23 protein-coding genes are annotated in these 25,324 nt (G+C 31.4%); 6 read left to right on the top strand and 17 right to left on the bottom strand.

What is annotated here, in order from left to right:
- Nucleotides 1-207: carboxypeptidase-like regulatory domain-containing protein (locus ABI549_RS08860; RefSeq protein WP_348076099.1), on the bottom strand; the 207-nt coding region annotated here is incomplete at its 3' end.
- 189 nt (nt 208-396) lie between these two features.
- Between ABI549_RS08860 and ABI549_RS08855 the strand changes: the two genes are divergently transcribed.
- The 3 genes from ABI549_RS08855 to ABI549_RS08845 all read left to right on the top strand — a co-directional run bounded on the left by ABI549_RS08855 (nt 397) and on the right by ABI549_RS08845 (nt 5,522).
- Complete coding sequence (locus ABI549_RS08855; RefSeq protein ID WP_348076098.1) at nt 397-2,253, top strand: DNA topoisomerase IV subunit B; 1,857 nt, start codon at nt 397-399, stop codon at nt 2,251-2,253.
- A 100-nt stretch (nt 2,254-2,353) separates the two neighbouring features.
- Nucleotides 2,354-2,728: a GxxExxY protein gene (locus tag ABI549_RS08850; RefSeq protein ID WP_348076097.1), complete on the top strand. Its 375-nt coding sequence runs from the start codon at nt 2,354-2,356 to the stop codon at nt 2,726-2,728.
- Between the two features lie 58 nt (nt 2,729-2,786).
- A complete protein-coding gene (locus tag ABI549_RS08845) occupies nt 2,787-5,522 on the top strand; it encodes a DNA gyrase/topoisomerase IV subunit A (protein ID WP_348076096.1) in 2,736 nt (911 codons plus the stop codon).
- Nucleotides 5,523-5,602: 80 nt separating this feature from the next.
- On the opposite strand, the gene ABI549_RS08840 is transcribed toward ABI549_RS08845, so the two are convergent.
- From ABI549_RS08840 to ABI549_RS08790, 11 genes are all read right to left on the bottom strand, one after another.
- Entirely contained in the window at nt 5,603-7,435 is a 1,833-nt protein-coding gene (locus ABI549_RS08840) for a hypothetical protein (RefSeq protein WP_348076095.1), read from the bottom strand.
- 363 nt (nt 7,436-7,798) lie between these two features.
- Complete coding sequence (locus tag ABI549_RS08835; RefSeq protein ID WP_348076094.1) at nt 7,799-9,271, bottom strand: hypothetical protein; 1,473 nt, start codon at nt 9,269-9,271, stop codon at nt 7,799-7,801.
- A gap of 312 nt (nt 9,272-9,583) precedes the next feature.
- Nucleotides 9,584-10,444 (bottom strand): TerC family protein, encoded by an 861-nt coding sequence (locus ABI549_RS08830; protein ID WP_348076093.1) that lies wholly within the window; start codon nt 10,442-10,444, stop codon nt 9,584-9,586.
- Between the two features lie 40 nt (nt 10,445-10,484).
- Complete coding sequence (locus tag ABI549_RS08825; protein ID WP_348076092.1) at nt 10,485-10,856, bottom strand: DNA topoisomerase IV; 372 nt, start codon at nt 10,854-10,856, stop codon at nt 10,485-10,487.
- 102 nt (nt 10,857-10,958) lie between these two features.
- The gene (locus ABI549_RS08820; protein ID WP_348076091.1) at nt 10,959-11,534 is read right to left on the bottom strand and encodes a DUF1572 family protein; all 576 of its coding nucleotides are present in this window, start codon (nt 11,532-11,534) and stop codon (nt 10,959-10,961) included.
- Nucleotides 11,521-11,748 (bottom strand): DUF6095 family protein, encoded by a 228-nt coding sequence (locus ABI549_RS08815; RefSeq protein ID WP_348076090.1) that lies wholly within the window; start codon nt 11,746-11,748, stop codon nt 11,521-11,523. Before ABI549_RS08815 ends, ABI549_RS08820 begins: the two co-directional genes overlap by 14 nt.
- Before the next feature lie 25 nt (nt 11,749-11,773).
- The gene (gene murQ / locus ABI549_RS08810) at nt 11,774-12,592 is read right to left on the bottom strand and encodes an N-acetylmuramic acid 6-phosphate etherase (protein WP_348076089.1); all 819 of its coding nucleotides are present in this window, start codon (nt 12,590-12,592) and stop codon (nt 11,774-11,776) included.
- 53 nt (nt 12,593-12,645) lie between these two features.
- Nucleotides 12,646-13,134, bottom strand: coding sequence for a hypothetical protein (locus ABI549_RS08805; RefSeq protein WP_348076088.1), 489 nt, complete (start codon nt 13,132-13,134; stop codon nt 12,646-12,648).
- A 165-nt stretch (nt 13,135-13,299) separates the two neighbouring features.
- Nucleotides 13,300-14,028, bottom strand: a complete 729-nt coding sequence (locus ABI549_RS08800; protein WP_348076087.1) for a DKNYY domain-containing protein — start codon at nt 14,026-14,028, stop codon at nt 13,300-13,302.
- Between the two features lie 62 nt (nt 14,029-14,090).
- A complete protein-coding gene (locus ABI549_RS08795) occupies nt 14,091-14,759 on the bottom strand; it encodes a ZIP family metal transporter (protein ID WP_348076086.1) in 669 nt (222 codons plus the stop codon).
- Nucleotides 14,760-14,848: 89 nt separating this feature from the next.
- Nucleotides 14,849-15,613, bottom strand: coding sequence for a class I SAM-dependent methyltransferase (locus tag ABI549_RS08790; protein ID WP_348076085.1), 765 nt, complete (start codon nt 15,611-15,613; stop codon nt 14,849-14,851).
- 123 nt (nt 15,614-15,736) lie between these two features.
- Between ABI549_RS08790 and ABI549_RS08785 the strand changes: the two genes are divergently transcribed.
- Nucleotides 15,737-16,906, top strand: a complete 1,170-nt coding sequence (locus tag ABI549_RS08785) for a THUMP domain-containing protein (RefSeq protein WP_348076084.1) — start codon at nt 15,737-15,739, stop codon at nt 16,904-16,906.
- Nucleotides 16,907-16,940: 34 nt separating this feature from the next.
- The gene (locus ABI549_RS08780; protein WP_348076083.1) at nt 16,941-17,174 is read left to right on the top strand and encodes a hypothetical protein; all 234 of its coding nucleotides are present in this window, start codon (nt 16,941-16,943) and stop codon (nt 17,172-17,174) included.
- 38 nt (nt 17,175-17,212) lie between these two features.
- Here the strand turns inward: ABI549_RS08780 and ABI549_RS08775 are convergent, their stop codons facing one another.
- From ABI549_RS08775 to ABI549_RS08765, 3 genes are all read right to left on the bottom strand, one after another.
- Complete coding sequence (locus tag ABI549_RS08775) at nt 17,213-18,457, bottom strand: DEAD/DEAH box helicase (RefSeq protein WP_348076082.1); 1,245 nt, start codon at nt 18,455-18,457, stop codon at nt 17,213-17,215.
- Between the two features lie 376 nt (nt 18,458-18,833).
- Complete coding sequence (locus tag ABI549_RS08770) at nt 18,834-19,667, bottom strand: WG repeat-containing protein (RefSeq protein WP_348076081.1); 834 nt, start codon at nt 19,665-19,667, stop codon at nt 18,834-18,836.
- A 74-nt stretch (nt 19,668-19,741) separates the two neighbouring features.
- Entirely contained in the window at nt 19,742-20,776 is a 1,035-nt protein-coding gene (locus ABI549_RS08765; protein ID WP_348076080.1) for an arginase family protein, read from the bottom strand.
- A 101-nt stretch (nt 20,777-20,877) separates the two neighbouring features.
- Between ABI549_RS08765 and ABI549_RS08760 the strand changes: the two genes are divergently transcribed.
- The gene (locus ABI549_RS08760; protein ID WP_348076079.1) at nt 20,878-21,765 is read left to right on the top strand and encodes a hypothetical protein; all 888 of its coding nucleotides are present in this window, start codon (nt 20,878-20,880) and stop codon (nt 21,763-21,765) included.
- Nucleotides 21,766-21,841: 76 nt separating this feature from the next.
- Here ABI549_RS08760 and ABI549_RS08755 read toward each other — a convergent pair whose 3' ends face one another.
- Together ABI549_RS08755 and ABI549_RS08750 are read right to left on the bottom strand one after the other, a co-directional pair.
- Nucleotides 21,842-23,161 carry a hypothetical protein gene (locus ABI549_RS08755; RefSeq protein WP_348076078.1) on the bottom strand — a complete coding sequence of 440 codons (1,320 nt, stop codon included), beginning with the start codon at nt 23,159-23,161 and terminating at the stop codon, nt 21,842-21,844.
- Nucleotides 23,162-23,256: 95 nt separating this feature from the next.
- The coding region (locus tag ABI549_RS08750) for a DNA gyrase subunit A (protein ID WP_348076077.1) at nt 23,257-25,324 on the bottom strand (2,068 nt) is incomplete at its 5' end.

The raw sequence follows: 25,324 nt of genomic DNA, 5'->3' as shown, positions 1-25,324 counted from the left end.
TAGTCTAGATTCATCATTTTGAACGGTAAGTGAAAATTTCCCTTCAAAATCAGTTGAAGTTCCGTTATTGGTTCCTTTTTCAAGAATATTTACTCCTGATAAAGGATGTCCACTCGCATCATTAATTTGACCCGAAATAGTCTTCTGTGAATATCCAATAGTGGATAAACCCCAAAATAGTAAAATAAATAAGATTTGTTTTTTCATAATTAAGTTTGTTTAGTTTGTATGCTAAATTATATAAAAAAATGTTAAAAAAGAAGTCATCTGATTTTTCTTATAAAATCATATTTTAAATAAATTTATTCCTTAATAAATCATTTAATAACTTTATTCATAAGCTATTTTATTTTTTCATTAGAAATCTTACATTAGCAAAAAATCCAAGATTCATTTATGCAAGAGCAAGATCAATATAATGAGGACAATATACGTTCACTCGACTGGAAAGAGCACATTCGTTTGCGTCCCGGAATGTACATTGGGAAACTAGGCGACGGTTCTTCACCAGATGATGGTATATATATTCTTCTCAAAGAAGTGCTAGATAACTGTATCGATGAGTTTGTGATGGGAGCAGGAAAAACCATCGAAGTTACTATGAAAGATAAAATGGTTACTGTTCGTGATTACGGACGTGGTATTCCATTAGGTAAAGTGATCGACGTAGTTTCTAAAATGAATACTGGAGGAAAGTACGACTCGAAAGCATTTAAAAAATCAGTCGGACTAAATGGAGTAGGAACTAAGGCGGTAAATGCATTGTCTCATTATTTTCGTGTAGAATCTGTTCGTGACAACCAGCAAAAAGCGGCCGAATTTTGCGCAGGAAATTTAACTTTAGAAGAGGATATCATTGAAAGCACAAAGCGTAAAGGAACAAAAGTTTCTTTTATTGCCGATGAAGCTATTTTCAAAAATTATAAATATAGAAATGAGTATATTATTAAAATGCTCAAAAACTATTGTTACTTAAACACTGGATTAACAATAATTTACAACGGAGAAAAGTATTATTCAGATAATGGATTAAAAGATTTATTAGAGGAAAATATTGCAGAAGAAGATATGGTTTATCCCATCATTCACCTTTTAGGAGATGATATTGAAATAGCGATAACACATAGCAAAACACAATATTCGGAAGAATATTACTCGTTCGTAAACGGACAAAATACCACACAAGGAGGAACGCACTTAGGTGCTTTTAGAGAGTCTATCGTAAAAACTATCAAAGAGTTTTACAACAAACCTTTCGAAGCATCAGATATTCGAAAATCGATAGTTTCTGCGATTGTGGTTCGGGTGGAAGAACCCGTTTTCGAATCACAAACGAAAACAAAATTAGGATCTACCGATATGGGACCTGATTCACCATCGGTGAGAACTTTTGTAAATGATTTTATCAAAACCAAATTAGATAACTTTTTACATAAAAATCCTGAAACTGCCGATTTACTTTTGCGTAAAATTCTTCAAGCAGAAAGAGAACGTAAAGAACTTTCAGGTATTAGAAAATTAGCTAAAGACAGAGCTAAAAAATCTAGTTTGCACAACAAAAAATTACGTGATTGCAGAGTTCATTTGACTGATGCTAAAAATCCTAGAAGTTTAGAAAGTACCCTTTTTATTACCGAGGGAGATTCTGCTTCTGGTTCGATTACTAAATCTCGTGATGTAAATACACAAGCAGTGTTTAGTTTACGTGGTAAGCCTTTGAATTCGTACGGAATGTCAAAAAAGATTGTCTACGAAAATGAAGAATTTAATTTACTACAAGCGGCACTAGATATTGAAGAAAGCATGGAAGATTTGCGTTATAACAATATCGTAATTGCTACCGATGCCGATGTCGATGGAATGCACATTCGTTTGCTACTGATTACTTTTTTCTTGCAATTTTTCCCAGAAATGATCAAGGAAGGTCATTTGTATATTCTTCAAACGCCATTATTTCGTGTGCGTAACAAGAAAGAAACCATTTATTGTTATTCTGAACAGGAGAGAAGAGATGCTATTGAAAAATTAAAACCAAAACCAGAAATTACTCGATTTAAGGGATTAGGAGAGATTTCACCAGATGAATTCAAAAATTTTATTGGTGAAACCATTCGTTTAGATCCAGTTATGTTAGACAAATCTACATCAATAGAAAAATTATTGGAGTTTTATATGGGTAAAAATACACCGGATAGACAAACATTTATTATCAATAATTTGAAAGTAGAATTGGATGTGGTGGAGCAAGTATAGGAGCACAAAGTTTCACAATGTTTTTCACAAAGTATCACAAAAATAACGTTGAGAAACTTTGTAATTACTTTGATTGACATTGTCTCCCAAAAAATAAAATATGCAAGAAGAAAATGAAATAAGTCGAATCATTTTAGATTGCGCTTTTAAGGTGCATACAAAACTTGGTTCGGGTTTATTAGAAAAAGTTTATAGAGAATGTTTAGCATACGAACTTGTAAAATGTGGTTTAGAAGTGAAGCAAGAAAAAGCTTTTCCAGTTATTTATGATGAAATAAAGTTTGATTGCGGATATAGGGTTGATATAATAGTAAATAATAAAGTAATTATAGAATTAAAAGTTGTTGAGGATTTTACAATTGAACATACAGCGCAATGTTTGACCTATATGCAACTTTCAAATTGCAAATTAGGGTTACTTTTAAATTTTTATAAAAAATCATTGAAAGATGGTATAAAAAGATTGATTATATAAACATTGTGATACTTTGTGTAAAAACTTAGTGCAACATTGTGTTACAAAAAATGCATAAATGAAAGACGAAGAAGAAGATAACATCATTCCAAATTCAGAAGACGATAACCAATCGGAAGACCATTCTATTGATGAAAATCAAGAAGAAAATGAAGCTGAGGATATTATTGAAGTAGAGGCTAAACATTTTGAAGGGCAGCATTTCTATGAAAACGACGAAAATCCAGAGGATACCATTACCAAAGTTACAGGAATGTACAAAGATTGGTTTTTGGATTACGCTTCTTATGTGATTTTAGAACGTGCGGTTCCAGCTATTGAGGATGGTTTCAAACCAGTGCAACGCCGTATCATGCATTCGCTAAAAGAGTTAGACGATGGTCGTTATAATAAAGTAGCCAATGTCGTTGGTCACACGATGCAATATCACCCTCACGGAGATGCGAGTATTGGTGATGCTATGGTGCAAATTGGTCAGCGTGAATTATTAATCGATTGCCAGGGAAACTGGGGAAATATCTTAACTGGCGATAGCGCTGCGGCTTCTCGTTATATTGAAGCGAGACTTTCTAAATTTGCTTTGGAAGTTTTGTATTCTCCAAAAATTACCGATTGGGGAGTTTCCTACGATGGTCGTCGTGCAGAACCAAACAATTTACCTGTAAAGTTTCCATTATTATTGGCTTCAGGTGCTGAAGGTATTGCCGTTGGACTTTCCACGAAAGTGTTACCACACAATTTTAATGAACTAATAGATGCTTCAATAAAAATTCTGAAAGGAAAACCATTCACAATATATCCAGATTTTCAAACAGCTGGAATTGCTGACGTGTCTAATTATAATGATGGTTTGCGTGGCGGACGTGTGCGTGTGCGTGCCAAAATTTCGCAATTAGACAAGCAAACATTAGTCATTACCCAAATTCCATTTTCAACCAATACATCAACATTAATTGATAGTATTTTGAAAGCCAATGAAAAAGGGAAAATTAAAATCAAAAAAATAGAAGACAACACTGCGGCAGAAGTTGAAATATTAATTCATCTTTTCCCTGGTGTTTCTCCCGATAAATCGATAGATGCTTTATACGCTTTCACAGCTTGTGAAACTTCGGTTGCGCCTTTAGGTTGCGTTATCGAAGACAATAAACCTTTATTTATTGGCGTTTCTGATATGTTGAAGATTTCGACCGACAGAACGGTTCAATTACTTAAAAGTGAACTTGAAATTCAGTTAAGTGAACTCGAGGAACAATGGCATTTCCTTTCGTTAGAACGAATTTTTATCGAAAATAAAATTTACCGTGATATTGAAGACAAAACCACTCGTGAAGATGTAATCAAAGCGGTCGATGATGGATTAAAACCTCATATTAAGCATTTAAAACGTGCCGTTACGGAAGAGGATATTCTACGATTGTTAGACATACGAATCATGCGTATTTCTAAATTTGACAGTAACAAAGCCCAAGATAAAATAGACTCTCTCGAAGGTGATATCGAACAAGTAAAACATGATTTAGAGCATTTAATCGATTTCGCTATTGCCTATTTTACGCGCCTAAAAGAAAAATACGGAAAAGGACGTGAACGCCAAACCGAATTAAGAAGTTTTGATACCATTGAAGCAACAAAAGTAGTCTTAAGAAATACTAAATTATACGTAAATAAAGAAGAAGGTTTCTTCGGAACTGGCTTAAAGAAAGACGAATATGTAGCCGATTGTTCTGATATAGACGATGTTATTGTTTTTCTTCGTGATGGAAGACTAATGGTTTCTAAAGTAGATGACAAAAAGTTCGTTGGTAAAGATATTATTCATATTGCAGTTTTCGATAAGAATGACAAACGAACGATTTACAATATGATTTATCGTGACGGAAAAAATGGTTCGTCGTTTATAAAACGTTTCAATGTTTCGGGTGTAACTCGTGACAAAGCTTACGATTTAACTAACGGAACTGCGGGTTCTCAAGTACTATATTTTTCTCATAATCCTAATGGCGAAGCTGAAGTCGTAACTATTTTATTACGTCAAGTGGGAAGTATTAAAAAATTGAAATGGGATTTAGATTTTGCTGATATTGCTATAAAAGGTCGTGTAAGTAAAGGAAATACAGTATCTAAATACCCCATTAAAAAAATTGAATTAAAAGAAAAAGGAATTTCAACTTTACGTCCTAGAAAAGTTTGGTTTGATGATACAGTGCAACGTTTGAATGTTGATGGGAGAGGGGAGTTACTAGGGGAATTTAGACCTAACGATCGTTTGTTAATCATCAATCAATCAGGAAAATTGAAAACGATTGTTCCAGAATTGACTACGCATTTTGATGAAGATATTGTTGTGTTGGAAAAATGGCATCCTAAAAAACCTGTTTCGGCAATTTATTATGATGGAGAAAAAGAACGTTATTATGTAAAACGTTTTTTAGTCGAAAATGAAAATAAAGAAGAGATTTTTATTACCGAACACGAAAAATCACAACTAGAAATAGTTTCTACAGATTGGCGTCCTGTTGCCGAAATTATTTTTACTAAAGTAAAAGGCATTCAAAAGGAAAATCAAACCATCGATTTAGAGCAATTTATAACTATAAAAGGGATTAAAGCAATAGGTAATCAATTAACAACAGATAAACTAAAACAAGTTAATTTATTAGAATCATTACCGTATGATGAACCAGTAGAAGTTATTCCTGAAGAATTAGAAGTAATAGAAAACGGTACTGATATAGCGGATTTTAATATAGAACTCGATGATGACGGTCAGATAACTTTAAGTTTAGATTAAACATAAAAAAAACCAGCAATTGCTGGTTTTTTCATGCTTAATCTGATTTGTTAGTTTATTATAGTTTGTGATTTTAAATATTATTTTGTTTTAGCCAATAACACATCTGGTTTAAGCATTGTTGGCCCAATAGGGAGTCTTAAATTTTCAAATTCAGAGCTTATGTTTCCATTTGTATCTTTACTGTCAGCTCTAGTACCTACAATGTGCCAAGAAAAACTAACACTACTAACTCCTTTATTTAGTTCTTTAACTCTAAATCCTTTACTTGATTTATCTGTTACAAAAACACCGTTACAATCACCTTCCAATTGAATAAAAACTTTTAGAGGGTGTTTTTCGTCAATTTTCATAGACGAAGTTAATATTTTATCTAATGCTATGTAAGCTTCACCATTACTTAATTTTGAAATTCCATAATCTTCAAATAATACTTCTGGAGCTTCTGGACAGAACATCACTCTCATCTTATTATTCTCGTCTGGAATTAAAGTAGATGCAGCTCCGTTTCCAATTATCTTATAATTAGTTCCTGCAGCTCCTGCAGCATCATGATTGTATTTTATTCCTGCATAAGAATAGGATTGTGCAGTTACTCCACCTTGAAAGTATCCTCCATACAATACATTTTGCGCACCCAAAACACCATCAGGTGAGGCATTATCCTTACCTGCCAGTTTTGCGAAAGCACTTGATCCAGCAGTTGCCACGCTATTATCATTATCTAATAAAAAACCTCCTGCTGCATGACCGTTATAAGCTGAATTTGAAGGATTTCCATTACCTGTATTTGCATAAACTCCATAACCATCTACATGTGAACCTGAAATTCCGGCTCCAAGATTTGGTAAGACATTAGGAGGTGTTGCACCTGCACTTGCAATAATACTCGTACCTGTTGCATTGCTGTTTGTTGCCCAAACTGCATTTCCTTTTCCTACATTATCATCACTATTTGTTGCATTTATAGCATCATTACCAGCACCTGTATGTACCACTTTTAGTTTTTCAGTAGCAGCTCCAGTGCTGTTAATACCAACACTACCATCAGATCGAATTCTCATTCTTTCATTAAAAAATGGAGTGGTAGCTTTACCAGTTGAGAATATAATCGATTTTGTATTATTTGCATTCGCAATATACATATCTTGACCACTGCCTATGTAACTTACGTCGTTTGCTCCACCAATATTATAGGCTGTAGGAAAATTAAAAGCAGAGTTATTAATTCCTATCCAAGCAAAACCAGTAGTTGCCGTTCCGTTATTTGCAGTTGCAGAATACCCACTTTGTGCCTGAGTTCCTGTACTTGTATTTTGAACATTAAATTGCAAAAAATCATTAATACTTCCAGTGGCGTTTACAACAGAATTAACAATCGTTGTTCCTGCTGCTATATCTAGTTTTGCAGCTGGAGCATTGGTTCCTATGCCCATATTTCCTGCACTAGTAATCCTTGTTTTTTCGGTATTATTTGTTCTGGTCACGAAATCTTTAGCATCGGTTGTGCCAACAAAATTAGTTGCTGCGGTTGTTCCTGTATTTCCTAGTATTGTCCAGTCTGTTGAAGCCGCACCTGTTTTTATTTTTTGCCATACTGTACCGTCAAAAAAATAAAACCCTACTATGTCTATATTAATAGCTGTTCCAGTCGCAGTTCCTGTCCCAATACTATTTATATAGATTAATGTAGATGTAGGTGTTGCAAGCATTCCTTGGGCTCGTTGCCTGTCTACTCGAGGTATTAGGATACCGTCTACGGTTGTGGCTGCGCCTGTTGGGTTTGCTGCTATAATATCTAAAGTAGATGAAGGAGCTACTGTTCCTATTCCTACTTGAGCATTGCAATTAATATTTCCTAAGCAAGAAATAAAAATCGCTAAAAAAGTCGATTTTAAAGTGAAGTTCATCATATAGATTGATTTTTATGGTTTACTTTTTTTTTTGTATTAAACTCAAACAAGAAGATAATCTACTTATAAAATAGATATTAGATTATTATTTTATAAGTAGATTATCTTCTCGTTTTTTGTAGATACCAATCTTGGGGCTTTTAATACATATTTAATTTATTGAAAATTAGTTTATTGGCTTTTATTTACATTACGGTTAAACCGTAGATTTTGTTAAAATTTATTTAGCATCTACAATTGCAATATTTTAAATTTTATGTATAAATTTTAGAATTTATACATAAAAACTCTTTATTTATTTTAAAATTTGGGCATAAAAAAACCAGCAAATTGCTGGTTTTTTTATGCTTAATATAATCTTAATTAGTTAACTACAAGATTCATAGATACTGTTAAAGCATTTCCCGTTCCTGAAAAACGTTGTGCAAATACCTCTATATAATCATTTGCTGATAATTCAACAATAGCTTCAATTGGAAGTGCCAAGACATCGCTAGTTGAATTTGAGTTTATGTAAACTTTAGATGAGTTAATAACTGTTCCATTTTTAGCAATGAAAAATAAATAAATTGTTCCAGTAGCATTGGCTTGAAAAGAAGCCGCACCACTTACTCTAAAAAACCTCTTCTTTGAACCTAGGTATTGTAATCGGTTGTCTACACCACCTCTTGAAAATCTAAATAGATTATTAGACGTTGTAACTCCTGCCAATTTAATGTTTGTACCAGTTGGAGTCAAAGTAGTTGATGCACCTGACCCAACAGGGTAGTCAAAATTTATATCTCCTACAGCTACATTATCACTTTCAGTTGCAACACCTGCACATCGAACATTCCATTTATTATTAAAACTATATCCTGTATATGTACCTACCGTATAAGGATTTACATATTTTCCAGTTGTTAAAGTTCCTGTGAAAACAGTACCTTCAAAAACTGCATCTCCAGATACAGTTGGGTTTGTAGATACATCAAAACCAATACTTGTTCCTACCACTTCACTAAAACCACCTTGTTTAGTAACTAAACCGAAAGTCCCTACTAGTTTTTCATAAGTACCTGCATTATTACCAAACCAAGCTGTATTACTTAATAATAATTTTGTAACATTTTCATAAGTAATTCCAGTGGTATTACCTACAAATTGAACAATACTTAAAAAAACTAAAGAAAAGTTTTTAAGTAGTCCGACATTGGCAGAACTCGCTACTATACAATCTCTAAAAATCATATTGGCTGTACCAGCCCCATCAATATTAAATATATTACCAGCACTAGCCACTAATGTTAATACCCTAACTGTTCCTCCTGTGGACCCAGTAAACATATCACCTGTTGATTTTATTAACTTATCTTCTCCTGAATCATACCCTGTTAAGTAGGCATTATTCAATTCAATAGGTAAATTTAAAATAATTGTTCCATTAATTTCGTATAAAGTACCCGTGTCTAAGAGGTATTTTGTTCCGCTACCAGCTGCCAGTTCCGTTGCTAAAACTGTAGCAAGAACATCTGTAGACTTAATAAGTTTGTATTTTAATCTACCATCAGCCTCGCTATTAATTTTAACCCAAAGACTTGTGGTAGAATTATAATAATAAAAAGATTTTAAATCTGTATCATAAACAATTAACCCATCTGTTGGAGTTGCTATTGCTGTTTTTTGAGCGGTAGTCATTCTAGGAGTTAACATTCCTTTAGTTGTAGAAGTTACATCTAAAATTGAACTGGCATTTGGTGTCACCGTACCAATACCTACTTGAGCATTGGAAGTAATATTTCCTAAAATGGAAATAAAAAGAGCCAAAAAAATCGATTTTAAATTGAAGTTCATCATATAGATAGTTTTTGTGGTTTACTTTTTTGTATTAAACTCAAATAAGAAAATTAAAAATTTTAAAACTGGGGTTCTTAAAACAGATATTGGGTTATTATTTTCTTATTTTGTATGTGCTATAAATTTGGGGAATTTAAATGCATCTTACTTTATCAAAGTTAGTTTATTACCATCTGGATATATTACGGTTTAACCGTAGCATTTGTTAAATTCATTTATTTATCCTCAGTTGTAAATACTTTAAATGTTAATTTATATTTTAAGCATAAAAAAACCAGCAATTGCTGGTTTTTTTATGCTTAAAATATTTTACTAGTTTGTAATATCAGTATCTTCTAGCTCTTTGTCTTCTATAGTACTATTGTGCAATTTTACAGGATTCTTACTTTTCTTCAATCTTAAATTTAAGAATTCAACAAATAATGAGAAGAAAATAGAAAAGTACAAATAACCTTTAGGTATCGAGCCTACTTCAACATCATTACCAAAACGGAAATGAGCCAAGTGAGAACCTTCGGCTAGTAACATGACACCTATTAAGATTAAAAATGATAATCCAAGAATTTGTATCGTTGGGTGGTTATTTACAAATTTGCTCACAGGACCAGCAAAAATCATCATAATTATAACCGAAATTATAATGGCTAATATCATAATTGCTAGTGCTCCATCATATCCAAATCCACCTTCCGCAGGTGATTTCATACTAATTAATCCCACAGCAGTAAGAATACTATCAAAAGAGAAAACCAAGTTTAAAACTGCAATTTGAATAATAGCAGCAACTAATGTATTTCCAGCTTTTGCAGTTTCTCCTTCTTCTTCACCTTCCATTTTGTGGTGAATTTCAGAAACAGATTTGTATAATAAAAACAAACCACCACCAAAAATAATTAAACTCTGACCTGTTACATGTGCCGAGAAAAATCCCCAGTCAATATTAATAATGGCTTTTTGTAAACCTAAAACCCAAGTAATACCAAAAAGTAATACAATTCTAAATGCCATAGCCAATAAAAGTCCTATTCTGCGGGCTTTTGGTTGGTCTTCTTCTCTTAGTTTTCCTGATACAATCGACAAAAATACAATATTGTCTATTCCAAGAATAATTTCTAGAAAAGTTAGCGTTAATAAAGCAATCCAAGCATCAGGGTTAGTTAGTAATTCCATCATTTTTATGTGAATATTTAGTGTTTAAAGTTATTATACGGAGTTAATCTGTTTTTGTTACAGTTCCTTTTTCTTTTTTTGCTTCTCCCACATAAGAATATTCAAAAGTATAGTTTTTTTCGTGGGTTGTCATTATTCTCATCGAAATCGATTTTTTCTCTTGTATATTCTTCGGATGTAATTTTTGTAAAATACATTCACAATCATTTACCCAACGAACAGTTGCAGTATCTGTTTTTCCCTCAAAAGTTTCTATTTGCAGGTTTTCAGTTCGCTCAAAAGTTGACGTTTTTTCAACTTTATTAATTACTTGGGTAAACGTAAATTTTCCGGTTTTAAAATCCTTACAATTTCGTTCCTGATTGTAACAAGAAACTAATAATAGGAGCAAAGGAAGTATAAATATTTTTTTCATATGTAGATAATATTTCGTATTTTTTTAGGAGCTATTTCCTGCTTTCCGCTTTATCTTTTTGTTTTTAAAGAAAAAACAAAAAGGATATCGCTGCAATCAGGGCTATTTGAGTTTATTCAATTCATCATCGGTAAAATTCCGAATACTTTTCTCTTTCGAAAATTTATCGACATTGTAGTCATTCGATTTATTTTTGGGAATAGACAAACTATTCCATTCACTTTTTTTAAGCATTTTAGCATAAAAAACAATTTGTCCAATATGATAAGGATAATGAGCTAATTGTCTATTGATGGCTTCTATAACTGTATGACCTTCGTTTCTAATATATATGATAGCCGATAATTGTTCCGGTTTTAAATCATTAATCGTATTGAAAAAGCAATTCCAACCTTTATCCCAAATCCCAAGAAGTGCTTCTTTAGTCTCGATAAAATTTTCAAATTCTTCATCTCGATTTCGCCATTCTTTTTCTCCATCAGTAGTCAAAAAATCTGTCCAGCGAGAAATCATATTTCCAGAAAGATGCTTTACAATAGTAGCAATAGAGTTTGTATCCTCATTTACCGAAATAAATAATTGCTCAGGTTCTAATTGTTCCATAGCTTTTTCTGCAATCGTTTTATAATAGTGCATTTGTTTTTTTACACTGTCAAGGTAAATACTATTTATTTCCATCAAATAAACTTTGCATTATGGTTTTTAATCCTCTAAAAGTAAAAAATATAGCAAAAAAACAAGCCATTATTCCAATTGCTAAAACTAGATAATGCCAATTATTTCCCTTATTTATAAAAGCATTGTATATAATCGATGGGCCAATAAAGTATAATGGCAAAGCCCATGCTATATAGGTTATTCCTTTATATAAAACTTCTTTGTTTGTTGACATTCAATTTGTTAATTTGGTTATTCGGTTATTTGTTTAATAGAAAATTATCTACTGCTTTTCTCACACTTCCATATTTTTTTAATAATTCCGAAGCCTCTTCGTAACTCACGTTAATTTCGCCCATAATCATCTTAACTCCACGATCTACGAGTTTGTCATTGCTTAGTTGCATATCGACCATTTTGTTACCTTTTACTTTCCCGAGCTGAATCATAGTCGCTGTCGAAATCATATTTAGGACTAGTTTCTGTGCCGTTCCAGCTTTCATACGAGAACTTCCAGTTACAAATTCTGGTCCTACAACTACTTCGATAGGAAATTGTGCAGTTTGCGACAACGGACTACCTTCGTTACAAGTAATACAACCAGTTACAATATTATTTTCGTTGCATTTTCCTAATCCAGCAATCACATAAGGCGTTGTGCCAGATGCGGCAATTCCAATGACTACATCGTTTATATTAATACCAAATTCACATAAATCTATCCAAGCTTGTGTGGTATTGTCTTCGGCATTTTCGACCGCTCTGCGAATGGCTTTGTCTCCGCCAGCGATTATTCCGTTTACTAAATTGAAAGGAACGCCAAAGGTTGGCGGACATTCCGAAGCATCTACAATACCCAATCTTCCGGAAGTTCCTGCTCCAATATAAAACAATCGGCCGCCGAGATTCATTTTGATAACGATTTCAGTAACTAATTTTTCTATTTGTGGTAATGCTTTTTCGACGGCTAAAGGAACAGTTTTATCTTCGTTATTAATATTTACTAATAATTCATGGACAGACATTTTTTCTAAATGTTCGTATTTTGAAGATTGTTCGGTGGTTTTTGTGAAAGTCATTTTTTTAAAGTTGCAGAGTGACAAAGGTTCAAAGTTACAAAGTTTTTCATCTGCTAAAATGGCTTCCCCACATTTTTTTTAAATATTAAACAAAAAGCTTGTTCAGCTTTTCCGTAAAGTTTTTCATAACCTTCTAATTTATTAATATATTCAATAAGTTGATTATTTGTCAATGTTGTAGTCAATTGCAAGCCTGAAATTTTGAAAGGAAATTGACTATTGTTTGGATTAACTGTATGCAGAAATAATGCATCATTTGAACTGTCAAAGTCTAGCAAAATTCCATACAGCTGAAAGTCATTTTTCAGCATTTTTGTCTTGTCTATAAGTAATTCAAAATGTCTAAAAAATTTATCTAAATGAGGTTTTCGTCTTTTAAAACTATTATTACCATAACCATTCCAATCAAAATGTAAATGCCAATTATCAAACCAAGTTTCTGGATTATCAAATTCAAGCCATGTTGCTTTGTCAAGATCATTTTTTAACGCAAGATTTTTATAATATCTTTTTAGACCTCTATGTTTTCTAATTCCATTCATATTATTACGTCGTCTAATAAATAGATTATAACGTCTTGGCGCTACACGAGGTTTGGGATTAATAATGCGTAATCTTTCGGATTTGCCATATCTTCCAAGTACAAAACCATCTTTAAATTAAGCCAAATGCCCAAATCTCGTGTAGCGGCAGTTGGTGGCAGTTTTTTATTCTTCCGTTTCTAATACTTTACATTCTACTTGTTCTCCCCAACGGTAACAATTTTTCGCATCTTTTCCGTCTTGTGTTCCTTCAATATGTTTAAAAGTTTTGGTGTCTGCACCTTCAATTATTTTATCATCGTAATAGACATTAAATTTGTCTTTTCCATAATGATAGTCTAAATCTTGGAACGTGTTTCGGTCAATTTTTTCAACTTTTTTTCCAAAGTAGTAATAATAATTTTTGTCACGTTCCCAATTCCAACTAATTATTTCAAAAGTCTTTGCATCAGCTCCAACTATGAGTGTGTCGTGAAGAAACACCTTGTCATTTAATACTTTGTAGTCGTCATTTACTCCAATATAACCTTTTTTAGTTCTTTCAGTATCTCTGTTCACACTTTCTGTTAAATTTTGACCCATTGAAAATAAAATGTAAATCGTACCAATTGTCAAAGTTAGTAAAATAGTAAGGGGTAGTAATGACCCAAGTATTCTGTTCTTTTGAAATAGTAAACTGTTGAAATATGCAATTATTACTAAATAAATTGGATAAGCATTTAGTGCTAAAAAAAGCAAAAATGTCAAGCCTAAATTTTTAGGATTGTCGAAGAAAAAAAATGTTGTAAAAAAAACAAATGGACAAAGTAAAGCTGGCAACAAAATAGATAAATTAAGAAATTTAACCCATTTTGGTTGTTCTTTAGAGAATATTTGTTTGAGAATTTTTTTCATAATTTTCGGTCGTCATAATGTTTTAGAGGTGTCGCTCTAAAATTGCCACCAACTTATCGCTTTTAAACAAAATAAGCCAATCCAATTCCTAAAATAATCATCGAAATTTTCGCAATATTAAATTTGTGCCCTTCGCTACTTTCAAAAATAATGGTTGATGAAATATGAAATAAAATTCCAATGACAACCGCCGTTATTTGGGTGTAATATTCGTTTAAAACAGGAAAACTTTCGGAAACTAAAGTTCCTAATGGCGTCATGATAGCAAAGGTAATCATAAACAAAAATAAAGTCGTTTTATTGAGTTGCGCACTTAAGAAAAAAGTAGTTAAAATAATAGCAATAGGGAAGTGGTGAATTGCAATTCCGATGGCTAAATCATGGTGATGACCTACTGGAAATCCTTCTAACAATGCATGCAAACATAAACTGATAAAAAGAGTCCATGGCATTTGTGTTAGTTTTTCGTGACCATGCACATGACCGTGTTCTGCGCCTTTAGAGAAAAATTCAAGAATGATTTGAAACAAAATTCCAATCATAATATAAATTCCGATAGCATGATTTTTAGTTTCGTAAACTTCTGGTAATAAATGAATAACGGTTAGTGCTAATAAAAAAGAACCACTAAAAGCCAATAGTAATTTTAGATTGGTTTTGTTCTTCGGTCTAAAAAATAAAGCGATTCCAAAACCTAATAAAACAGATAGTAGAGGTAATAAATATTCCATTTAATTATTTGTTCGTGGATTTGTGGATTTGGTTATTTGGTTGCTCATTACGAATAACCAAATCCCCGAATAACCAAATAATCCTTATTTTATTTAAAAATCATGATTAATCGTTCGCTTTCGGTTTTATGAAATTTCTTTAATTTATAATCACCAAAAATATCTAATAAATAAATACCCGCTTCTTCCATCATTTCTTCAAAATTCTGCAAAGTTATAGCTTGTACTTTTTCGGTAAAATGATATTTTTCGCCTTGGTCTTCAAAAGTAATTTCTTTGTGAATATAACCGTCTTTTACGTAACGTTTGATATGAAAATCGATTCCATCAACTGTTTTTACTTCTTCAGGAACAAGATTTTCTATGACGTTATTTACGTTCATAAAATCGATAACGGCAAATCCGTATTCTGACAAGCTTTCTTTTATAGAAATTAAAGTTTTTAAATTATCGGAATCACTTTCAAAATAACCAAAACTGGTAAATAAATTAAAAATAGCATCAAATTTTTCTTCAAATGGCTCACGCATATCGTGAACTCTAAAATTCAAATGTATATTGTTGTTTTTGCTAGCTTCTGTAATGCTATTTGGCGATAAATCTACGCCCAAAACATTAAATCCCAATTGGTTTAAATAAATAGCATGTCGTCCTTTGCCGCAAGCTAAATCTAATACTGTTGCGCCTTCTGGAAGATTTAAATAATTTGTTAGATTGTCCATAAAAATCTGAGCTTCACGATAATTTCTATCTTTGTAAAGTATGTGATAGTAAGGCGAGTCAAACCAAGTAGCAAACCAGTTATTTGATTCAGGATTTTGGATTTTAGAATTAGGATTTTCGGATTCTGACATTGTTTGTTCTTTGAAATTCAAATATAACTGCAAATTTAATGTATTTTTGCAGAAAAATAACTATTACATCAACATTCACAACGCTTTTTGAATTGATTTTTGTAATTGACATTGATATTGAAAATGGAAAATTTTAAAATGATTGCCAAAACTTTTTTTGGCTTCGAAGAAATATTAGCAAAAGAACTCACACAAATGGGTGCTCAAGATGTAGAAATGGGAACCAGAATGGTTAGTTTTGCTGGCGATAAAGGCTTTATGTATAAAGCCAATTTGTCTTTGCGAACAGCTTTAAAAATTTTGAAACCTATTTATTACTTTAGAGCAAAAAGTGACGAGAATTTATACAAAAACATTCAAGGAATCGATTGGTCTAAGTATTTAAATACAAATCAAACGTTTGTAATCGATACAACTGTACATTCAGAATATTTTAAACATTCGCAGTTTGTTTCTCAGAAATGTAAAGATGCCATTGTCGATCAGTTTAGAGCAAAAACAGGCGTTCGTCCCAGTGTAGATAAAGATTTTCCAGATTTAAGAATTAATATTCACATCGATAAAGACCAAGTTTCTGTTGCTTTAGATACTTCTGGCGCTTCATTGCACCAACGTGGTTATAAAACGGCAACCAATATTGCGCCTATTAATGAGGTTTTAGCAGCTGGAATGCTATTGCTTTCTGGTTGGGAAGGTCAAGGACATTTTATAGATCCTATGTGTGGTTCGGGAACAATTCTTGCCGAAGCAGCTATGATTGCTTGTAATATTCCGGCAAACATAAATCGAAAAGAATTTGCTTTCGAAAAATGGAACGATTGGGACAACGAATTGTTTGAGAATATCATGAATTCGTTAATGAAAAAAATTAAAGAATTTCATTATACAATTGTAGGCCATGATAAAGCGCCAAGTGCCGTTCAGAAAGCCATTGCCAATATAAAAAATGCCAATCTTGATGAATATGTAACTATTTCTGAACAGAATTTCTTTGAAACCGAAAAAATGACAGAAGGGAAATTGCACATGGTTTTTAATCCACCTTACGGTGAACGATTGGATATTGAAATGGAGCGTTTTTACAGAGAAATTGGCGATACTTTAAAGAAAAGCTATCCTAATACAAACGCTTGGTTTATTACTGCAAACCTTGAAGCGTTAAAATTTGTAGGATTAAAGCCTTCTCGAAAAATTAAACTTTTTAATGGAAGTTTAGAAGCTCGATTGGTAAAATACGAAATGTACGAAGGAAGTAAGCGAACGAAATTTCAGGTTTCAGATAACAGTAATTAGATTTAAGGTAATTCACAATTCATCATTATTTTTTATGTCAAAAAAAACAAAATCATTCGTTTATAACTTTATAGGCTTTGCTATTATCTTTTTTACAACAAGATATTTAGTTGCAATTTATGCTCATTTAGAAGGCTATTGGATTCCAATTACTGCTTTTGTAGTGGGAACACTTTTGGCACCAAAATTTCAAACTATTCAAACTAATGAGGGAGAGAAATTATTTATGAAATGGCTTTTTATAAAAGGATTTAAGGAAATAAAATAAATAAAAAAAAGCTTTAGAATTGTCTAAAGCTTTTTTTATTAATACCAACGTTTTTTATTCTTTTTAGAAACATCAGATTTTCTAGATTTTTCTTTTTCGCCGCTTCGGTTTGAGCTGTGAACTTTCGTTGCTTCTTGCGAACCTTTTTTCCAAGGGAAAGGATGTTCATCTATTGTCGTTACTTTGGCTTTTGTAAGTTTTATAATGTCTTTCCAATATCCTTCCTCATCTTTTCCACAAAAAGAAATTGCCATTCCTTCACGACCAGCACGACCAGTTCTTCCTATTCGGTGCACATAAGTTTCTGGAATATTCGGCAAATCGAAATTAATTACATAAGGTAAAAATTCGATATCAATTCCACGAGCAGCAATATCTGTAGCAACAAGAATATCACATTCTTTGTTTTTAAAATGATCTAAAGCTCTTTGACGTGCGTTTTGAGACTTATCTCCGTGAATGGCTTCGGCATTTAAACCTTGTTTTTTTAAGGCTTTGGCAATATTATCGGCACCATGTTTTGTTCTCGAAAAAACTAGAATATTACTTAATTTTTCTTCTTTAATAATATGATATAATAATTGTCTTTTGTCAGCTTTATCTACATAATACAAACGTTGATCTACTGTTTCTATGGTTGATGAAACTGGAGCAACTTGTACGGTTGCAGGATCTGTAAGAAACATTTCAGCAAGCTCACGAATGGCTATTGGCATGGTTGCTGAAAAAAGTAAAGTCTGACGGTTGTTAGGTGTTAGTTTTACTATTTTTTTTACATCGTTTATAAAACCCATGTCTAGCATCTGATCGGCTTCATCTAGAACTAAATGATGCAAATGATCTAAATTTATAAAACCTTGTTTGTGTAAATCTAGCAATCTTCCTGGCGTTGCAATTAGAATATCGACACCGCTTTTTAGTTGGTCTACTTGTGGATTTTGAGACACACCACCAAAAATGGTTAATTGTTTTAAGTTGGTGTATTTTCCGTAAGTATCAAAACTTTCCCCTATTTGTACAGCCAACTCACGAGTAGGCGTAACAACAAGCGTACGAATTAATTTTTCTTTTTTTGATGAACCTACAATTCTGTGTAAATTATGAATGATTGGAATAGCAAAAGCTGCTGTTTTTCCTGTTCCTGTTTGTGCGCAACCTATTAAGTCTTGACCTGATAATATGATTGGTATAGATTGTTCTTGAATAGGAGTTGCACTAGTGTAACCTTCTTCAAAAACGGCTCTTTGTATACTTTTGGATAATGATAAATCTTCGAATAACATATTTTAAATTTATGCAAAGATAGGTTATTTGTTTTTATTGTTTATTCGGTTATTTGTGGATTTGGTTATTTGACAACTAGTTTATTCGTTTAATCGATTGAAACGTCACTCATTTAAAAAAAATCAGAATGATATTTTTATATTAAAAAGTTATAAAAAAAATAAAAAGCACAAATTTCACGAATTGGAGCTTATAAAAACAACTTTTAACTTTAATAAATCTATAAGCTTTTTATGGTGAAATTGTACAGAATTAACTTTTAGCGGCTACAAGAAGTGGCGAACTTCGTAACCGCATATTTTCCACTAAGATAATATTTCTTGCGAAAGAAAAACGTGAATTTACCACATTTCTCGCCATTTCTTGAAACGGCTGTTAGAAGTAGTTTTTTATGTTTCGATTTAATAATTTTCCAATATATTCAAAATCATAATTTTTTAACTCAAAAGATGGGTATTCTTTTTCAATTTCGGTATTCGGAATATCTCTTTTTATAGTGTTTCCATAGTAATCCATATAGTACCAAATATTATTTTTCTTTACAGCAAACTTATTAATATGATTTTCATTTTCCCATCCATTAATATCAAAATCTACTATAAGTGCTTCGTATTCAAATGGAATTATTATTATATTTTTTGAATTAAGAACTCCAAATTTATTATTTATTTTTCCTTTTATTATTTTGTCATTATAATAATATAAAGAATCATAAGAAACTGGAATCATAATTTTACCATTGTGTTTTATTAATCCGATTTTATTTTCTTTAGAAACATAATGCGCTTTTGGACCATATTCAACCCAACTTGTTATTTTGTCATAAATAAAAGGAATTAAAACTTCGTTATTATATTTTAAAACACCAACTTTGTTATCTTTCTTAACTATAAAATTATCTTTCCCGTTTAATTTATCATAACAACAAGCGGTATTAATATTTTGATAAAAATTTGGAATAATTATTTTGCCACCTTGATTTATTACTCCCCAAAAATTATTCGTTTTTGTAAATAAATAACCACCTCTTTTTGACTTACAAATTGTATCAAATTTGAAATTTCCATTAATAGTATCTTTTGAGATTGCAAATTTTTTATTGTTTTCGATTATAAAATCACCATTATCAAGCTCATCAATAACTTTGGTTTGACTAATTACATTTAAGCAAAAAAAGAATAAAATTATTATTGTATATTTTTTTTTCATTATATATTCTTTTTCGTCATTTTTTGGTAAAATTACTTCTAACTAACAAATAACCAAATCCACAAATAACCAAACTATGCTTGAGAATTACCTTTTATAAAATCAGTAACTAAATAACCAATTAGTTTTCCAATTAAGTGACTGTTTTTTTCTTCACCAAGTGACGGTGCTCCTTCGCAAATATGAATATAGCTTGCATTTTGGTTTTGACTAAAATAATAGATGAATTGTCTTAGCTCTTCTACAGAAAAACCAGTTAAAGTCATAGCACTTGAAGCTATATTTGGTATAGAATCTAAATCGATTTCGAGACCAAAAAAGTCGTTTTTGATAAAGTCTAATGACTGGATCATTTCTTGTTCGAAATATTTCTGATGGCGAATATTAATTTCGTCATAAGTATTATATCTAATTCGATCGTCTAATTTTTTTATTGAGTCTAAAACACTTTTTGAAGTATAACTTTCGTGTAATCCGAATATGAAATATTTTTTAAGAAACCCTTCATCAAAGGCGTAAGAAAACCCATTTCCACTGTGTCTTCCTTCTAGAATTCTAAAATCGGAATGGGCATCAAAATTAATAGCATTTATGGCTTTTCCTTTGGCAAGAGCTGTACCTTTTATATTCCCATAAGAATTATTGTGTCCACCACCTATAATTATAGGAATTTTTCCAGCTTTTACAATCGAAAAGATAATGTGTGAAACTTCTTTATCAATTTGTTCAACAATTTTAAATAATTGTTTTCGGTCTTCGGGTTTGTTTTCATTTAAATCTTTTGCCGATTCCATTTCTTGAGAAATATCTACTTGACCTAATATTATAATAGAACTTCCTTTACAAAATTTATTGTGCTGAATGTTTGCAATACTCTGTATTGCACTACTCCAAGCCGAACTTGCACCAGAACGACCTAAATTAGCTCTAATTCCAATATCTTCGGGAATTCCTAAAATGATATATTTTGCTTCACTATTAGTAATAAATTCAACAATATTATCCTCTTTGGGAACTATAATTATTTTTTCGCCAAATTTTACTTCTCCATTTCTGAAATTTGTAATTTTTGCTAAATCAGATTGTTTAAAACGTATTAAGTTTTCCATATTAAAAATTATGATGAATCAAAAATACTATTTTTTTTAAACTAGAGTTAAAAGTTAAAGAATAATAATATAAATTGCACTTTAATTAATCTACCGAAAAAATGGAAAATCTAGTACAAAAAAACAATAATAACTCTGGACTTAAAGCTGTAATTGTAATATTATCTTTACTTTTATTAGGTAGCTTATGGTATGTTTATAAAATATCCAATGATTATAAAGTAACTGAAACGATATTAATTAATGAGAAAGACGCAGTGCTAAAAGACCTTTCTACTGCAAAAGACTCTCTTAATGTTGCAATATCATCAAATACAACCTTATCTGATGAATTAATATCAGAAAGAGATAAAATACAACAATTGATGGCTGATATCGATAAATCTAAAGGAGATGTTGTTTTGATGTCAAAATATAAAATAGAAGCCAGTACATTGAAAAATAAAGTATCTTTCTTAATGAAACAAGTAAATGTTCTTAAAAAAGAAAATGAAAAGTTAACTGTACAGCGAGATAGTACTGCTATAGTTCTTGGTAAAACAAAAAAATATGCAGATACACTTGTTGAACAGAATTTTAAGTTATCAAATACTATAGAGAAGGGTGCTAAACTTTCGGTGCTAAATTTACAATCATCGGCTGTAAGACAAAAAAGTTCAGGTAAACAAATTTCAACAGATAAGGCTAGTAGAGCAGATGTATTAAAAATTAGTTTTATGATTGCTGAAAATCAAATTGCAAAATCTGGGGATAAAACATATTATGTACAAGTAATAGATAGTAAAAGTAATGTATTAGGAGATAAAAAGACTGAATTTTTTGGTGAAAAATCACTAAATTATAGTTTTGTAACCTCTGTTAAATATGAGAATAAAACTGTAAAAGTTGAACAAGATTTACCAGTAAAGGATATTGAAAGCGGTTCTTATTTTGTTAATATTTTTGATAAAGTAGAATTGGTTTCTAAAACTAGTTTTACTCTAAAATAATAACAGTATTTTTAAATAAAAAAATCTCACTTAGAAGTGAGATTTTTTTATTTAAAAATATAGAACTTAAAAAAAACTATTTTTTAGCTTTCAGAGCTTTATATTTGTCGGTCATATCAAGTGCATTATAAACATTAAGTAATGTAGATTTTATTTCTGAATCTCCAGTAAACAATTCTTCTGCTTTCTCTAAGTAGGGAAGTGCAGATTTATATAATCCTTGTTGTTTAGCCTTTAGTACTTCATATTTTTTATTATCTGCTGGAGTAGTACCAAGTTTGTTCATCTGATCTACTAATTTTGATTCGCCGTCCAACTTTAAAACAGTAAGATTTATATATGCATTTTTATATTTTGGATCAATTGTAATTGCCTTAATATAATTTTTCTCTGCTTCAATTTTAGAGGCTTCGTCTTTAGATTGAGATAAAACAACACCTAAGTTATAAAATAAATCGGCATCATTTGGATTTTTAATTGTAGCCTCAGAAATTAGTTTTTTATACATTTCTAAGTCATTTGTTTTGTAATACAAATTGGCTTCAGCTATTATTAAAGATGTATCTTCAGGATTTGCAAGTCTTGCATCAGAAATAGATTTTTTTGCTCCTGCTATATCATTTTTAGCAATGTAAGCCATTGCTAGATTTTTGTAAATCTCTCCTCTTTTTGATGTTATTTTTTCTATTCTAGGATTTGTATGAGTACCAATTTTTACTGCAATATCTCTTTCTGAAATATTATTAAAATAATCCTCTTGATCATTTGCTTTATTTTTTGCTAAATAATTAGTGGATTCTCCAGTATAATTTAAAGTATTTAACTCCTTATAAAGTTTGATAGAGTTATCATAATCTTGGGCTCTTAATGCATAATCTGCAGCGATATATAATCTTTCTTGATCTTTTTTATCTAATTGATAAAGAGAATAAGCAATTTGAGATACTTCTTTGTATTTTTTCTGACCATCTAATTCAATAACAAACTGCCAAATTATTGGTTTGAAATTTTTTATAGTCTCATTTATATTATCAGTATAAATCTTTTTCCCTGAATTTTTCTCATATTCTAAAGTTGCATTTAAACTAGAAGATAAATTAGTAATGGTTTCTAAATTTAGAAAATTAGCTTTTTGCATTGTTGTTGCATCATTACCTAAAGCTTTTACTTCTAAAATTGGTAACATAGATTTATAAAAATCTGAATAGATTTTATCATTTTCTTCAATAGCTACATCACCTAGTTTTGTAGCATTTTTTTTGTATTCTATTAAATCTTCACTAGAAATAGTTTCTTTTGCATAGATTTTTTTTAGTGTTTTCATTTCTTCTTTCTGAGCAAATGTTGCTAGTGAGAAAAATAACAATCCTGCAATTATTTTAGATTTTGTTTTCATTTTTTATGCGTATTAATTTTTAATTTATTTAACAAATTTAAAAATAGGGTTTTCAATATCTGTGCCAAACATTAAAAACCCTATCTATATATTATTTATGCTTCATCATCAGAATCGTCCTCTTCTTCTTCTTCTTCCGAATCCTCTTCTTCTTCTGAATCGTCGTCATCATTAGTCCCATCATCTTCAAGAACTTCTAATACTGGTTTTACTCTTTCAATTACGGATTCAATAACATTTCCATCCTCATCAACTAGAACTTCTTCTACATCGTCTTTCATTACTTTTGTAACTGCTGCGATGGAATCTTTTCCTTTTAAGTTAATTAGTTTTACCCCTTGAGTTGCACGCCCCATTACTCGTAAATCTTCTACTGCCATTCTAATGGTTAATCCTGATTTGTTTATAATCATTAAATCATCAGCATCGGTAACAGTATTTATCGAAATAAGTTGTCCAGTTTTTTCGGTGATATTTAAAGTTTTAACTCCTTTTCCACCACGGTTTGTGATTCTGTATTCATCAAGACTAGAACGTTTTCCGTATCCGTTTTCTGCAACTACAAGAATTTCGCTATTCATGTCATTTACAGAAACCAGTCCGATAACTTCATCGGATTCGTCTTTAAGTCTAATTCCGCGAACTCCAGAAGCTGTTCTTCCCATTGGACGGGTTTTAGTTTCTTCAAAACGAAGTAGTTTTCCAGATTTTACAGCTATTATTATTTGACTATTTCCATCAGTTAATTCAGCTGATAGTAATTCGTCTCCTTCTTTGATAGTAATGGCTGCAACACCATTTACACGTGGTTTAGAATATTTATCTAAAGATGTTTTCTTAACCATACCTTTTTTAGTAACCATAATCAAGTTATGGCTATTTGTATAGTCTTTATCTTTAAGATCTTGTGTACAAATAAAAGCTTTTACTTTATCGTCACTTTCTATGTTTATTAAGTTTTGTAAAGCTCTTCCTTTTGCTGTTTTACTTCCTTCTGGAATTTCGTAAACACGCATCCAATAGCATTTTCCTTTTTGGGTAAAGAACATCATATATTGATGGTTTGTAGCTACATACATGTGCTCTAAGAAATCCGCATCACGAGTTCCCGCTGATTTTTGCCCAACACCACCTCTGTTTTGTGTTTTGTATTCATTAAGGTTCGTACGTTTTATATAACCCGCGTGTGAAATTGTGATAACCACATTTTCATCGGCAATTAAATCTTCGATACTTACATCTCCACCAGAATATTCGATTTGAGAACGACGAGCATCGCCATATTTCTCACGCATATCCTCTAATTCTTCTTTGATTAATGCTGTTCTTAAGTTTACATCTGCAAGTAAAGCTTTCAAATGCTCGATTAATTTCATTAATTCTTCATATTCTGCTCTTAATTTGTCTTGTTCTAGACCTGTAAGCTGACGCAAACGCATTTCTACGATAGCACGTGCTTGAATATCAGAAAGTTTGAATCTTTCGATTAATTTTTCTTTGGCTTCATCTGTATTTTTTGAAGATCGAATTAAAGCAATCACTTCATCAATATTGTCCGAAGCAATGATTAATCCTTCTAAAATGTGCGCTCTTTCTTCTGCTTTACGTAAATCAAACTGAGTTCTACGGACTACTACATCATGACGGTGCTCTACAAAATAATGAATCAAGTCTTTTAGATTCAACATTTGCGGACGACCTTTTACCAATGCAATATTATTTACAGAAAATGAAGATTGTAATTGGGTATATTTATAAAGTGTATTTAATACTACATTTGGCGTCGCATCACGCTTCAATATATAAACGATACGCATACCGTTTCTATCCGATTCGTCACGAATGTTCGATATACCTTCAATTTTTTTATCATTTACCAAATCGGCCGTACGCTTAATCATATCGGCTTTATTCACTTGGTAAGGAATTTCGCTCACAATAATGCATTCGCGACCATCAACCTCTTCAAAACCAACTTTTGCACGCATTACAATACGTCCACGACCAGTTTTAAAAGCTTCACGAACACCTTCATATCCGTATATTATACCACCAGTAGGAAAATCTGGTGCTTTAATGTGGTGCATCAACTCATCAATCTCGATATCATTATTTTCAAGATAAGCTAAAGTTCCATTTATAACTTCGGTTAAGTTGTGTGGT

Origin of the sequence: Flavobacterium sp. (genome assembly GCF_039932285.1) — a bacterium.
Classification (GTDB): Bacteria; Bacteroidota; Bacteroidia; order Flavobacteriales; family Flavobacteriaceae; genus Flavobacterium.
The sequence above is the reverse complement of the archived record's forward strand: the minus strand, read 5'-3'. Positions and strand labels throughout refer to the sequence as shown.